Origin of the sequence: Microbacterium sp. R86528 (genome assembly GCF_044596335.1) — a bacterium.
GTDB classification, from domain to species: domain Bacteria; phylum Actinomycetota; class Actinomycetes; order Actinomycetales; family Microbacteriaceae; genus Microbacterium; species Microbacterium marmarense.
Window position 1 is genome coordinate 1,448,640 of the sequence record NZ_CP138996.1, and the last position, 12,469, is coordinate 1,461,108.

Annotated in this window: 10 protein-coding genes; 6 read left to right on the forward strand and 4 right to left on the reverse strand. The window is 65.7% G+C overall.

What is annotated here, in order from left to right:
• The first annotated feature begins 410 nt into the window (after positions 1–410).
• The 4 genes from SJY18_RS06825 (at position 411) to SJY18_RS06840 (ending at position 6,278) form a co-directional block, all read left to right on the forward strand.
• Positions 411–3,455, forward strand: a complete 3,045-nt coding sequence (locus SJY18_RS06825; protein WP_396668838.1) for a hypothetical protein — start codon at positions 411–413, stop codon at positions 3,453–3,455.
• Positions 3,456–3,658: 203 nt separating this feature from the next.
• Positions 3,659–4,195, forward strand: a complete 537-nt coding sequence (locus SJY18_RS06830) for an RrF2 family transcriptional regulator (protein ID WP_396668839.1) — start codon at positions 3,659–3,661, stop codon at positions 4,193–4,195.
• A 156-nt stretch (positions 4,196–4,351) separates the two neighbouring features.
• Positions 4,352–5,272: a sulfite exporter TauE/SafE family protein gene (locus tag SJY18_RS06835; RefSeq protein WP_396668891.1), complete on the forward strand. Its 921-nt coding sequence runs from the start codon at positions 4,352–4,354 to the stop codon at positions 5,270–5,272.
• Between the two features lie 109 nt (positions 5,273–5,381).
• A complete protein-coding gene (locus tag SJY18_RS06840) occupies positions 5,382–6,278 on the forward strand; it encodes a hypothetical protein (RefSeq protein ID WP_396668840.1) in 897 nt (298 codons plus the stop codon).
• 37 nt (positions 6,279–6,315) lie between these two features.
• Here SJY18_RS06840 and SJY18_RS06845 read toward each other — a convergent pair whose 3' ends face one another.
• Positions 6,316–6,699: a VanZ family protein gene (locus SJY18_RS06845; RefSeq protein ID WP_396668841.1), complete on the reverse strand. Its 384-nt coding sequence runs from the start codon at positions 6,697–6,699 to the stop codon at positions 6,316–6,318.
• Positions 6,700–7,170: 471 nt separating this feature from the next.
• Here SJY18_RS06845 and SJY18_RS06850 point away from each other — a divergent pair, with 471 nt between their 5' ends.
• Together SJY18_RS06850 and SJY18_RS06855 are read left to right on the forward strand one after the other, a co-directional pair.
• Entirely contained in the window at positions 7,171–8,946 is a 1,776-nt protein-coding gene (locus tag SJY18_RS06850) for a DUF4012 domain-containing protein (RefSeq protein WP_396668842.1), read from the forward strand.
• 13 nt (positions 8,947–8,959) lie between these two features.
• Positions 8,960–9,520, forward strand: coding sequence for a cell wall protein (locus tag SJY18_RS06855; protein ID WP_337339038.1), 561 nt, complete (start codon positions 8,960–8,962; stop codon positions 9,518–9,520).
• A gap of 81 nt (positions 9,521–9,601) precedes the next feature.
• Here the strand turns inward: SJY18_RS06855 and SJY18_RS06860 are convergent, their stop codons facing one another.
• The 3 genes from SJY18_RS06860 to SJY18_RS06870 all read right to left on the reverse strand — a co-directional run bounded on the left by SJY18_RS06860 (position 9,602) and on the right by SJY18_RS06870 (position 12,387).
• Positions 9,602–10,336 carry an endonuclease/exonuclease/phosphatase family protein gene (locus SJY18_RS06860; RefSeq protein ID WP_396668843.1) on the reverse strand — a complete coding sequence of 245 codons (735 nt, stop codon included), beginning with the start codon at positions 10,334–10,336 and terminating at the stop codon, positions 9,602–9,604.
• Positions 10,337–10,467: 131 nt separating this feature from the next.
• On the reverse strand, positions 10,468–11,343 hold the full coding sequence (truA, locus tag SJY18_RS06865; protein WP_396668844.1) for a tRNA pseudouridine(38-40) synthase TruA: 876 nt from the start codon (positions 11,341–11,343) through the stop codon (positions 10,468–10,470).
• Between the two features lie 27 nt (positions 11,344–11,370).
• Complete coding sequence (locus SJY18_RS06870) at positions 11,371–12,387, reverse strand: GNAT family N-acetyltransferase (protein WP_396668845.1); 1,017 nt, start codon at positions 12,385–12,387, stop codon at positions 11,371–11,373.
• Between the last annotated feature and the right edge of the window lie 82 nt (positions 12,388–12,469).

Sequence of the window (12,469 nt, forward strand, 5' to 3'; positions counted from 1 at the left end):
TCGCGCTGAGCCGTTTCTGCTGAGCCGTTCGGGCTGGCGCAGCGTGCACGGGTGTTGCAGAGGGGTTCTGCTGTATCGATTCATTCGCGCGCTGCGGCGAATTTCGCGCCTCACCAGCGTAATTCTCGGCAGGGCACGAGCGTCATGGCGGAAAGCGCATCCCACCCGTAATTCCGGGTGCGTTTCACAATCGTTGCGAAACGTTTCTATTTTGTTTCCACTCGTGATGAGAACCATTTGCGCCGCTAGCTTGGACGAGCCAGCGTAGGCTCACCGCCGCTGGCACTGGGCGGGCGAGACGTCGGTTTGCTCCACTCCCCCTTCCCATCCCTCCCCCCAGGAGAACTGTGTTTCGCACGCGAATAACCAAAGCGGTCCTTGCCGCTGCCGCCTGTACAACCGTTGCATCCATGTTCGTCGCCCTGCCCGCGTCTGCGGCAGAGACCGGCGTCGTCGCCGAAGGCGACGACTGGACGATCACCGAAGTCGCCGGTGGCTACGAAGTAGTCAAAACCCTCGACGAGCCGCTCGAGATCACGGCCGACGTCCCCACCCTGTGGGCCGACGACCTCGACCTCGGGTTTGCCACCGAGTCCCTCGACGGCCTCACGCTCTCGGCAACCACCGCCGACCCCGAAGTCGTCAGCACCGACGACGTGCTGCAGGGCTGGGCAGGGCAGGGCAACCCAAGCGAATCAGTCGATGTCGACGTCGATACTTTCGCGATGAAGTCGCTGCTCGCTCCGCTCGCCGCTGAGGTACCCGAACTGGCCGCAGACCCGAGCGCCATGGGTGACTATGCGGTCGAGCGCCTCGACTACGACCTCGGCGACGAAGCTGTAGAGCTTTCGGGCTTCGACCGTCTCGGCGAAATGCGCGCCGCCGTGTTCATGCCCGAGGGCGCTACTGGCGAACTGCCCGTGGTTGTCTTCCTCCACGGTCGCCACTCCACCTGCGCCAACGGCACGCGCAACCCGCTCGCCTGGCCGTGTGGTGAAGACCAAGACGAGATCCCCAGCTACCTCGGCTACAACGACGCCGCAGAGATCCTCGCCAGCCAGGGCTACGCGGTTGTGTCGGTTTCGGCCAACGCGGTCAACGCGCTCGACGGTTCGCTCTCTGACGACACCGGTGCCCTTGCTCGTGGCCAGCTCGTCATCGACCACCTCGACCTGTTGCGTGACGCCAACGCGGGCACGTTCGTCTCCCCCGACGACGCTGTTGTTCCCGTCTCGGCATCGCTCGCGGGCCGCCTCGACCTCGACAACGTGGGCCTCATGGGCCACTCGCGCGGCGGCGAAGGAATCATGCGCGCAGCGGTGCTGAACGCTGAGCAAGACGAGCCCTTCGGCATCAACTCCGTGCTCCCGATCGCGCCGACCTCCTACAGCCGCATCGCGGTACCCGGAGTCATCACCGCGACCCTGCTTCCCTACTGCGATGGCGACGTCGAAGACCAGATGGGCCAGAAGTACATCAACGACTCGCGTCACTCGTACGACGACGACGTGCTTCGTTCATCGGTGCTGATCATGGGCACCAACCACAACTACTTCAACACCATCTGGACCCCGGGCCTGTACCCCTACAACGTGAGCGATGACTGGGGCATTTACGACCGCTCGCAGACTGACGCGACCTGCGGCTCGACCGTCTCAGACACTCGATTGGATGCTGCAGAGCAGTACGCCGTGGGCAACGCCTACATGGCTGCGTTCTTCCGCCTCACCCTCGGTGGCGCTGACGAGTTCTTGCCGATGTTCGATGGCACCGACGCGAAGCCGGCTGACCTCGACTTCGCTGACATCCGTGTGAGCGCAACCCAGCCAGCATCCACTCGTTTCGACATCGACAACTTCGATGTGCCGGGAACGACCTATGACCTGCGCGGCAGTGGCACCTACGTCACCTGTGAGGGCATCTCGTCAACACCGGTACCCGGAGTGCTGCCTTACTGCATCAACGAGCTCGGCTTCGCGCAGGCTCCTGACTGGGGCAACGCGGGCAGCGTGACACGCACGTCGTCGAACCCGAAGACGCCTGGCGTGCCGTCGACCACCGCGATGCACTTCACCTACACCAGCTCGTCGAACCCGGCAGAGCTCGGTGTGACGGTGCCCGGCGGTTCGGTTGACGCAACCGCATTCGAGAACCTCTCGCTGCGCATCTCGCCCGACGAAACCGTAGCCACCAGCACCGAGATCACGATCCAGCTGGTCGACGGTTCAGGTGCGAAGGCATCGGTTGTTGCTTCAGAGTACGGCGACGCGCTCACGGTGCTTCCGGGCAGCGGCAACCCGCTGCGCAAGGTGCTGCTGCAGCAGATCACCATTCCTGTCGGCGACTTCACCGGCATCGACCTCACCGACGTTCGCCAGGTGCGTTTCATCGCTCCCGACGAAGACGGTGGCGTCATGCTGAGCGACCTGGCTCTGCTTGAGCCCGCGAGCATCGGCACCGCCGAGGTATCGACTCGACCAGTTGTCTCGGTTGGCGACGTGATCGTCGATGAGGGTGCTGGCCCGTCAACGCTGCAGGTGCCGATCTACCTGTCGCGCCCCGCAGAAGAGACCTCGACCATGTACTTCAGTGCCGTCAGCTTCGCTTCCGCGAAGATCGCCGGTGTCGTGCAGCAGGTCACCTTCGCTCCCGGCGAGACCTGCACCGCGGTTGAAGTTCCCTACACCGGAGACACCGAAGAGAGCAGCAGCGCGACCACGAACTACACGGCGAACGTGGCAACCACCGCTGGTGGCGTCACGATCGGCGACTCGTTCGCATGGATCACGCTTCGCGAAGATGACGGCGTCACCGACGGCACCCCGGTGCCCGAGGTTGGCGTGCAGGGCGACCCCTGCCTCGAAGCGACCGGAGCACCCGGCACGCTGACCGTCAGCCCCGCTTCGGCGGCTCCCGGCGACACCGTCACGGTGACCGGCAGCGGCTTCCGCACCGGCGAGTCGGTGTCGTTGACGATGTACTCCGACCCGGTTGACCTGGGCTCGGTCGTCTCGAACGACGGCTCGGTATCGTTCACGGCCATTGTTCCTGACGACGCCGAGCTGGGCGAGCACGAGTTCGTCGCCGCCGGCTACGGCTCAGGATCCGAATCGACCTCCGCGTTCACCGTGGCGATCGAAGAAGAGCCTGTCGACCCGACTGACCCTGTCGACCCGACTGACCCGGTCGACCCGACCGACCCGACTGACCCGGTTGACCCTGACTCGGGCACCGACTCGGGTTCAGGCACCGATTCGGGTTCGACCGACACCGACACTGACACTGACACCGACGGCGCAACGGCGTCGGATGGTTCGTCGGTGTCGTCACTGCCCGTGACGGGTCTTGACACCGGCATCGTGATGGGCTGGGCAGCTCTTGCCTCGATCCTGATCGCCGTTGGTGTCGGCGCACTGATGATTCGTCGTCAGCGTGCAGGACACGACGTCGGCTAGCACGCCTCCCCAGCGCTAGCCGCCTCCCCAACGAACGTCCCGTCCCCAAGCAATCGGGGGCGGGACGTTCGTTTTGTCTGTGGCCTCGAACATCCTGCTTGCCGGGCAGAATGGAAGGCATCCGAACCATCAACGCGAGCAACCGTTTCTCGAGCTGCTGGCCACGCGACTATTGACTGCGTCTACCGCAACCGAAGGACTCTATGCGCATCTCGGCACGAGCTGACTACGCCGTTCGCGCAGCAGTCTTTCTCGCGCGCGGCTCGCTCGACGAGCGTGGTTCGGACGAACAGGGGTCTGGCCCGCGGGTGCCGGGTGAGCGGGTTTCGGCTAAGCAGGTACCCCCACAACGCATCTCCGGCGAGCGCATCGCCAGCGAACAGGGCATTCCGGCGAGCTTTCTTGAGGGCATTTTGTCGGCGCTGCGCAAAGCGGGCATCGTCGAGAGTCGACGCGGTGCGGGTGGCGGATACCGGCTGGCAGCACCCGCCGGCGAGATCTCGGTCGCCGACGTCATTCGAGCCGTCGATGGCCCCCTGGTGTTCGTGCGCGACGAGCGACCGAGCGAGCTCGAGTACCCCGCCGCCGATAGCGACCTCGTGACGCTGTGGGTCGCGCTGCGCGCGAGCGTGCGCCGCGTGCTCGACGACACCTCACTCGAGCAGCTCGCGACGGGTGACCTGCCCGCCGAAGTTCGCGCGCTCGCCGACGACCCGTCGTCTTGGATCAGCGGGCGCTAAGCGCCTGAACGCCGCTGCGCGCGCCGCGGCCGCCCGCTGCACCTGACGGCCGCGACCGACTTGCCCCCGACACATTGCGACACGTTTATTGCGGCATCCCGCGGGCTCTGATTGATTACCTACCTATCCAGTCGGAATTAGCCGGAATAGGTGGCCATGCACACTCTCGTACTCCTCGCCCTCGTGGGCCTCGGCGCGCAGCTCGTCGACGGAGCACTGGGTATGGCCTACGGCGTCACCTCGACCACCCTGCTTCTTGCCATCGGTGCGAACCCCGCCGCGGCGAGTGCGTCAGTGCACCTCGCCGAGATCGGCACGACGCTGGCTTCGGGGTTCTCGCACTGGCGATTCGGCAACGTCGACTGGAAGGTCGTGTTGCGCATCGGCATTCCCGGAGCCATCGGCGCCTTCGCCGGAGCCACCGTGCTGTCGAACCTGTCGACCGACGCGGCGCGTCCGTTGATGAGCCTCATTCTGCTGAGCCTCGGCATCTACATCCTCATTCGCTTCACGTTTCGCTCACTCCCGCGCGTCGACCGCTCGAAGCCACTGCGGCTGCGCTTTCTCGCACCGATTGGCCTCGCGGGTGGATTCCTCGACGCCACCGGAGGTGGCGGCTGGGGTCCGGTGGGCACTCCCGCACTGCTCGCCAGCGGACGCATCGAACCCCGCAAAGTCATCGGCTCCATCGACACGAGCGAGTTTCTCGTCTCGCTCGCCGCAAGCGTGGGTTTTCTGCTCGCGCTCGGCACCCAGGGTTTCGACTTCGCGTGGGTGGCCGCGCTCCTCATCGGCGGCGTGATCGCTGCACCGATCGCCGCCTGGCTGGTGCGCAAACTGCCCCCGCGCCTGCTCGGCTCACTCGTCGGCGGAATCATCATCTTCACCAACGTCCGCACGCTGCTGATCGTGCTCGAGGCCCCGGGGTTCGTCGTCGCCTGGACGCTCAGCACCATCGCGGTGATCTGGGCGGCAGCGGTGGTCATCTCATGGCGCGCATGGCGCCGCGAACAGGCAGTTTCAGCCCGCGAAGAGATTTCAAACGAGTCGGATGCTGCGCCCAGCTACCGCACCTAGAAAACCCAGTTACCACACCCAGAAATCCCGGCTACCGCACCTAGAAAACCCAGTTACCACACCTAGAAAAGAGCGCCGCACCATGCCCGCGGGGGTCTAACGTAGCCGCATGGCAACTGCGACTCCCACCACGTCGCTGATGCGCACCTACCGGTATCTGCGCATCGGCATCGCGGGAACGATCATCGCGTTGTTCGTCTCCGTGGGCATCTCAGCGACGCAGGTCGGTCTGCTGCCGTCGCTCAGCAACTATTACTTCACGCCCGCGCGTGACGCGTTCGTCGGTGCACTGATTGCAGCATCCCTCGCCCTCTTTGCCCTGTCTGGGCGCGGAGTCGAGCGCGCTCTGCTCGACGCGGCCGCGCTGTTCGCCCCGCTGATCGCCTTCATTCCGACGACGCTCGGCCCGGGCAATATCGCGCGCATTGTGGTGCCGTGCGAGTTCCGGTGCTTTCCGCCCGAATACGAGGCGATAGCCGCGGCGGGCGTCATCACCTACCTGGTGATGGGTGTGCTGACGGTGATTCTGGTGCTGATCCTGGCGCGGCGACGGCAGGTGTCGCTGGGCGCCGTGTCGGTTTCGCTGACCTTCGCGATCATCGTCCTGTTGACGCTCGCCATCGGCTGGATCTTCTTTCGCGACTTCGTGCTTGATCAGGGCCACGCCATTGCAACGGTCGCGTTCTTCTCACTGTTCGCCGCGGTGGCTGTGCGGGGAGCGTTCCCGAGGCTTGGTGCGCCGCCGCGGCGCACGTTCAAAGCTGCGTACATTCTGATCGCCTTCATGCTGGTTCTCGTGCTCGGCGTGTATGTATACGCCGAGCTGAACGGCTATGTCGAGCGCATCGACTTTCCGGTGGCGCTGATCGCTGAGACCGTCGCTCTCGCACTGTTCGGCGCCTTCTGGATCGTGCAGTGCGTCGAGCTGTGGGACGAACCCGACCCCGCCGCGTCGCGAGTGCAGCCCCAACCGCAGGCCCAGCCGCAGGCCCAGCCGCAGGCGTAGGGGTAGGGGTAGGGGTAGCCGCAGGCGTAGCGCGGGCTCAGCTCTCGCGGCGGCGACGCACGAGCAATACGATCGCCAGCCCCACAGCCGCGCCGAGCGTGTTGGCGATGATGTCGAGGCCGCTCGGTGTGCGTTGGGCGAGCAGCAGCGCCTGCACCGACTCGATCACGATCGTGACGCCGAGGGCGATGACGATGACCAGCCACGGGCGGCGCCTCAACAGCATGGCTCCCAGGGCTCCCAGCGGCACAAACAGCGCAATGTTCGCGGTGAACTCGATCAGGTTGTAGCTCAGCCACGGAATCGCGGCGCTGATCGCGTGCAGCAGGCCGGCAGCGTTGCGGTCCACCGGCGTCGGCCAGAACGCGATCAGTGCGAGGAGCACCCCATAGGCGACAAGCCAGGCGCGTGGGTCGCGCACGAGCGAGGCCCGTGGGTCGCGCGGGATCCCGGGGGAGCTATTACGAGCGGGGCGGGTTCGCGGTGCCCTCGGGCGCCATTCGGGCGCCAACGCAAGGGGTGGGCGCGGGGGCACCAAGAGGTATCCGGGCGGTGGAGTCGGCGGGGGCGTATGGGCTACCGGCAACGGCTGAGCGGGCGGGGGCGGCGGCGGCGGCGGGATGCTTCCGGGTTGAGGCGCTGAATCGACCGCGGGCACAGCAGTGATGGGCGCCGCAGCATCCGTCGTGTCTGCGACCGTGGTCGAATTCTCGTGCACCAAAGCTGTCCTTCGCGCTCCCCTGGCGCGCTGCGACATTGCCGCGCATGTTGAAGTGAGTGTACTCCGCGGCCTACCAGCAGACGTACGGCAATTCTCGATAGCCTGGCCTTCACTGTTTGCTGTGAGGTGGCTGCGCACTGGAGCCCCACGCCCGAGCTTCCCCACGGACCTATGACTAACTCCACTGCTTTCCGCGTCGCGGGCCGCACCTTCGCCTGGGTGCTCGGCGCCGTGCTGATCGCGGCTATCGCCATGACCGCGTGGGTCGGCGTTCGCGGTCTGCTCGCCTACACCCACCTCAGCGATGTGCAGGCCGAAGCGAGCTCGGTTCGCGATGACCTGACCGACCCGGCGGCTGCGACAACGGCGATCGACGAGATCTCGGTCGACACCCGCGCAGCCGAGTCGTTGACATCAGACCCGATTTGGCAGCTCGCTGAGTCGCTGCCGTGGGTGGGACCGCAGCTCGAAGCAGTATCTACCGTCGCCGCGGCCGCCAACCAGGTGGTCAACACCTCGCTCACCCCGCTGACCGAAGTGGCCTCCTCGTTCGAACTCGACGCGCTGCGTGCCGAGAACGGACGCATCGACTTGGCGCTGTTCGAAGAACTGCAAGCACCGGCCACGATCAGCGCGGCGGGTATTGCGGCGGCATCAGCATCCATCGACAACATCGACACCGCCCCGCTGCTCGCCCCCGTCGGCGACGCGGTCACGCAGGTCGCCGACGTGCTCACCGAAGCCACCGAGGCGACCAGCGCACTCGCGCGCGCCACGGTGCTGCTGCCCTCGATGCTTGGCGCTGATGACGCGCGCGACTACCTCGTGCTGTTTCAAAACAACGCCGAGTGGCGTTCGCTCGGGGGCATTCCCGGTGCGATGGCCCTCATCCACACCGACGACGGCGAGATGAGTCTGGCTGGGCAAGAGTCTTCGAGCGATTACCCCAAATACGAAGAATCGGTGCTTCCCCTCGACGACGATGTGTTGGCGATCTACACCGACCATCCCGGCAAGTGGATTCAGAACGTCACCCAGGTGGCCGACTTCAGCATCTCGGGTGAGCTTGCCCGTCAGATGTGGGCCCTCGAGCACAACGGCGACGAGGTGGATGGCGTGATCGCCCTTGACCCGGTGGCCCTGTCATATCTGCTTGAGGCGACCGGGCCGATTGAGCTGCCCACCGGCGATGTGCTCACGAGCGAGAACGCCGTGCAGCTGCTGCTCAACGACGTCTACCTTCGCTACACCGTGCCTGCCGAGCAAGACGCGTTCTTCGCCCTCGCGGCCGCAAGTGTTTTCGAGGCACTCTCAGACGGCAGCTCCGACCCGGTCGAGCTGGTTGCCGCGCTCACCAAGGCTGGCAGCGAGAACCGTCTGCTCATGTGGAGCGCCGTCGAATCCGAGCAGACTCTCATCGCCGAAACCACCCTGGCGGGCGGACTGCCCATCACCGACGAGGTCACCACCACCTTTGGTGCGTACGTCAACGACGGCACCGGCTCGAAGATGGACTACTACCTCGACACCGACGTTGCCGTGCAGTGGGATTCCTGCACGCTCGACGAGTCGGGCTTGGCCTCGGGCACCGCCACGATGACGCTGACCGTCACGAACAATGCACCGGCAGATGCCGCCTCACTGCCCGACTACATCACCGGCGGAGGCTCGTTCGGGGTGCCGGCAGGCATTGCCCGCACGGTCGGATATCTCTACGTTCCCGAACACTTCGAACTGATGGATGCTGTCAGCACAAATGAGAAGGGTTTCGGCGGAGCCAGCCACGACGGCCGTCGCGTGTTGTCGTTTTCGACGGACCTCGCGTCGGGCGAGTCTTTCACCGCCACCGTGACCGCGCGCTCGACGGTGCCCACCGGAGCAGAACTCCTGGTCAGACAGACTCCCACGATTGGCGACGCGTACTCCGAAGCAGATTTCTGCGCGTAGACTTGCGCGTGTTATGACCACGACACTCGCACCTCGCATCGCCCGCCTATCCGCGGCAGCGATGCTCGCTGCTTCGCTGGTGGTTGCGGCGCCTCTGGCCGCCCAAGCATCGACGATCTACCCTCCCGCTGAGTCATGCACGACTGCAACCAGCACAGTGCAGGCAGGCGGGGGCTTTCAGTTCGGCTGCAACGGCGCCACGTTCTCGCCGAACGAGTCAGTGACGATCACTGTGACCGGCGAAAACGGCGCGGGTGCCAGCATCGGCATGGTGCGCACAGCGGTCACCACCGCGAGCGGCCAGGTCACCTCAGATGACTCTGGCGCATTGCCCGCGGTCACCATCACGCTTCCCACGAATGCCTCGGGCATCTACAACATCGCCGCAGTCTCGGCGACATCTGCTGGCGCCACCGCCAGCGTGACAGTCACCACCGGCACCGACGGCCTACCGGTCACCGGTTTCGACAGCGGCACGTTGACCGGCTTGTGGATCGGCGGCGGAGCCCTCGTGCTCGCGGGCGCTGCGGTCGGCATAACCGCCCTGGTCCGTCGCCGCCAGAGCGACGACTGAACCTCAGCCCTCGCTCATAGGCGCTCAGGTTGGCGCCTAGTTTGCTGGCGCCTAGGTTGTTGGCGCCTAGGTTGCTGGCGCTTAGGTTACGGGCGCAGCGATAACGGGAGCTTCTGCGGGCGCCGCGGTTGCTGCCGTCGCCGTGGTGTCGTGCACGCGTGCCGTCACCAGAATCGGCAGGTGATCGCTCAAGCCCTGGGGCAGGGTGCGCACGCGGTCGATCTCGAAGCCCACTGATGTGGCGAAGTCGTAGTGACCACGGAAGAACTTGTAGCGCGTATACGTGCGTGAGTCGCTGAGGTTCAGCTCATAGCCGTGCTCGCGAATCGTCTGGCCCAGGTTCTCTTTGAAGACCGGGTAGTTGTAGTCGCCGACCATGAGCGCGGGAAGGCCGTCGCCCAGGTGCTGCAGTTCGGTGAGAGCGGTGCGGATCTGGTGGCGCCGCAGCGAGTTGAGCGCGGTGAGCGGCGCCGCGTGAAACGACGCGACGATCACTTCGTGGCCGTGGTCGATGTCATACAGCCGCACGCCGAGCAGACGTTCCTCTGCGGGCTTCAACACCCGGTCGTGCAGTGACTTCTTGAGCGCGAGTGCGCGCACGTCAACGGCGCGAAAAGTGCTCTCGCGGTAGTAGACCGCGAGCCCGAGCCGGTTCCGCTGTGTCGAGTCAGCGAGCCTGAGACCGTTGATCGTGTCAGGGATGTCGGTGGTGTCGGCCTCTTGCAGGCACAGCACGTCGGCTTCGTGTTGCTCCACCAGGCGGGGAAGTTCTCCAGCGGCCTGGTGCTTGCGCAGGTTGTACGAGATGACCTTCATGGTGGTGCCAGCATATTCCTGTCGGGTGTCGCTGCGGTGACTTGTGTCCTACCTCTGCGCACACTCATAGCGAACAGCTCGATACCCGGCCGCGTCACTGCTCGATACCCGGTGCTGCTACTGCTCGATACTCACTGCTCGTCGCTGCGGCGACGCCGGGTCTGCTCAGCGCGCAGGGCGAGCAGCTCGTCGCTCGGGTAGCCCACCGCGGTGAGCGTAAGTCCCCGCGCGGCGAGCACCTTCGTCTCGGGAACCCGCTGCAGCTCATCGCGAATCTCGGCGACATCTGCCACATCGAGGCGCCCGTCGCCCACGGCAGCGCAGGCACCCACCAGGGCGCGCACCATCGAGTGGCAGAACGCATCGGCCTTGACGTTGGCGATCAGAATGCCATGCTCATCGCGATGCCAGTCGAACTCGAGCAGCGTGCGAATCGTCGTCGCCCGCTCTTTCGGCCGGCAGTACGCCGCCCAATCGTGCAGGCCGATCAGGCTGCTCGCTGCAGCATCCATCTTCTCGACGTCAAGAGTCGATCGAACGCTCGTGGTGCGCAGCCGCTCCATCGGGTTGTAGCCGGCAACGCGGTCGGCGATGCGGTACTCGTACCGACGCCACACCGCTGAGAAGCGAGCGTCGAAGCCTTCGGGCGCGAGCGAGGTGCGGCGCACCACCACGTCGGGGTAGGCACCGCCGGCACCGGTCAGCCGCGCGGCGAGCGCGCCCACGGCGTAGTCGGTGAGAGATTCAGCATCCGTCGCGTTCTTCACTCCCCTACCGCGCACATTGCGCAGACGACGCTGCTGGTCTTCGTCAAGATCGATGTGCGCGACCTGACCGGTCGCGTGCACACCCGCGTCGGTGCGACCGGCGACCACCAGGCGCGGCTCGCCGCCCAGCACGAGAGAGAGCGCAGACTCAAGCGTGCCCTGCACCGTGCGAAGCACCGGCTGCACGGCCCAGCCGCGAAAATGCGTGCCGTCGTAGGCGATGTCGAGCCGAATGCGCATCAGACAATCCTATCGAGCAGCGCTCGCTCAGAAGCGGCGGGTGAACACCTGCTCGCGCTCGCGCTCGACGAAGCCCAGGCTCGAGTACAGCGAGTTTGCGCCGGTGGGGCTGGCGGTGTCGACGTCGAGCTGTGCCTTCTCGAGACCCGCTGCGCGCATCGATGCCAGCGTGCTGGTGAGCACGCGCGGCGCAAGACCCTGCCCGCGGTGGTCGCGCACCACACCGACGTATTCGATGTAGCCATAGCGCGCACCGCGGTGCACCCAGTTCGCTTCGTTGACGCTGACGAGGCAGAACGCCGCAACGCGGCCGTCAACATCGGCGACGGTGCACAGGTCGTGACGAAAGTTATCGCCACCGGTGAGCTTGCCCCAGGTCTCGCGGCTGTAGGGAACGCTGCCCCAGTGGTCGCGAAACGCGTCGTTGCGCGCAAGTCGCGCTTCGTTGTCACGGTCGGGCGTGAGCGCCTGCAGGGTGACATGGGCGTCGACGTCGAGCTGTTCGACGGGGCCCGAGAGGTCACGTTCCATCACCACGAACCACCGCTCGCCGGCGAGGCCGTTCGCGAGGGCGATCTTCTCAGCACCGGGGTTGCCCTCGTGCACGTACTGCTCGATGACGCCCTCTACCTCAACGTCGACTTCGGCCAGCACCTGCAGGGCACGCGCGTACTGCCACGCACCGACGCTGGTGCCGATGCCACGGCGCCGATACTCGGGCAGCACCGCACCGCGCAGCGAGACCTGCACCTCGACGGTGACGTCTTGTTCGCGCACGACCGCTGCGACCACGACGATCTGTCCGTCGGCATTCTCGCCCACGAGCGCATCGTCAGCGCTGACGTGGGGCATATCGAACAGGTCAGCGATCGATCCGCGGGTCGTCACCCACGTCGGATGATCAACCTGATCGGCCGCGGCCACCACCGCGTGAATGGCGTCGATATCGTCACGGGTGGGCGATCGCCACACCGCGATGGCCTCATGGGGGGCGACAGGAGCGGTTTCAGGCGCACTAATGCGGTCAGACAGCTGCGATGACATTACTCCAGGCTATGCCGCGGCGGCTATGCGGTGCGAGTTCGCGGTCTATTCCAAGGTCAAACCTCAGGCGCGCGACGTAGAC

Coding starts and splice junctions, on each gene's coding strand:
- SJY18_RS06825 (WP_396668838.1), top strand. CDS start 411: ATGTTCGTCGCCCTGCCCGCGTCTGCGGCAGAGACCGGCGTCGTCGCC.
- SJY18_RS06830 (WP_396668839.1), top strand. CDS start 3,659: ATGCGCATCTCGGCACGAGCTGACTACGCCGTTCGCGCAGCAGTCTTT.
- SJY18_RS06835 (WP_396668891.1), top strand. CDS start 4,352: ATGCACACTCTCGTACTCCTCGCCCTCGTGGGCCTCGGCGCGCAGCTC.
- SJY18_RS06840 (WP_396668840.1), top strand. CDS start 5,382: ATGGCAACTGCGACTCCCACCACGTCGCTGATGCGCACCTACCGGTAT.
- SJY18_RS06850 (WP_396668842.1), top strand. CDS start 7,171: ATGACTAACTCCACTGCTTTCCGCGTCGCGGGCCGCACCTTCGCCTGG.
- SJY18_RS06855 (WP_337339038.1), top strand. CDS start 8,960: ATGACCACGACACTCGCACCTCGCATCGCCCGCCTATCCGCGGCAGCG.
- SJY18_RS06860 (WP_396668843.1), bottom strand. CDS start 10,336: ATGAAGGTCATCTCGTACAACCTGCGCAAGCACCAGGCCGCTGGAGAA.
- truA (WP_396668844.1), bottom strand. CDS start 11,343: ATGCGCATTCGGCTCGACATCGCCTACGACGGCACGCATTTTCGCGGC.
- SJY18_RS06870 (WP_396668845.1), bottom strand. CDS start 12,387: ATGTCATCGCAGCTGTCTGACCGCATTAGTGCGCCTGAAACCGCTCCT.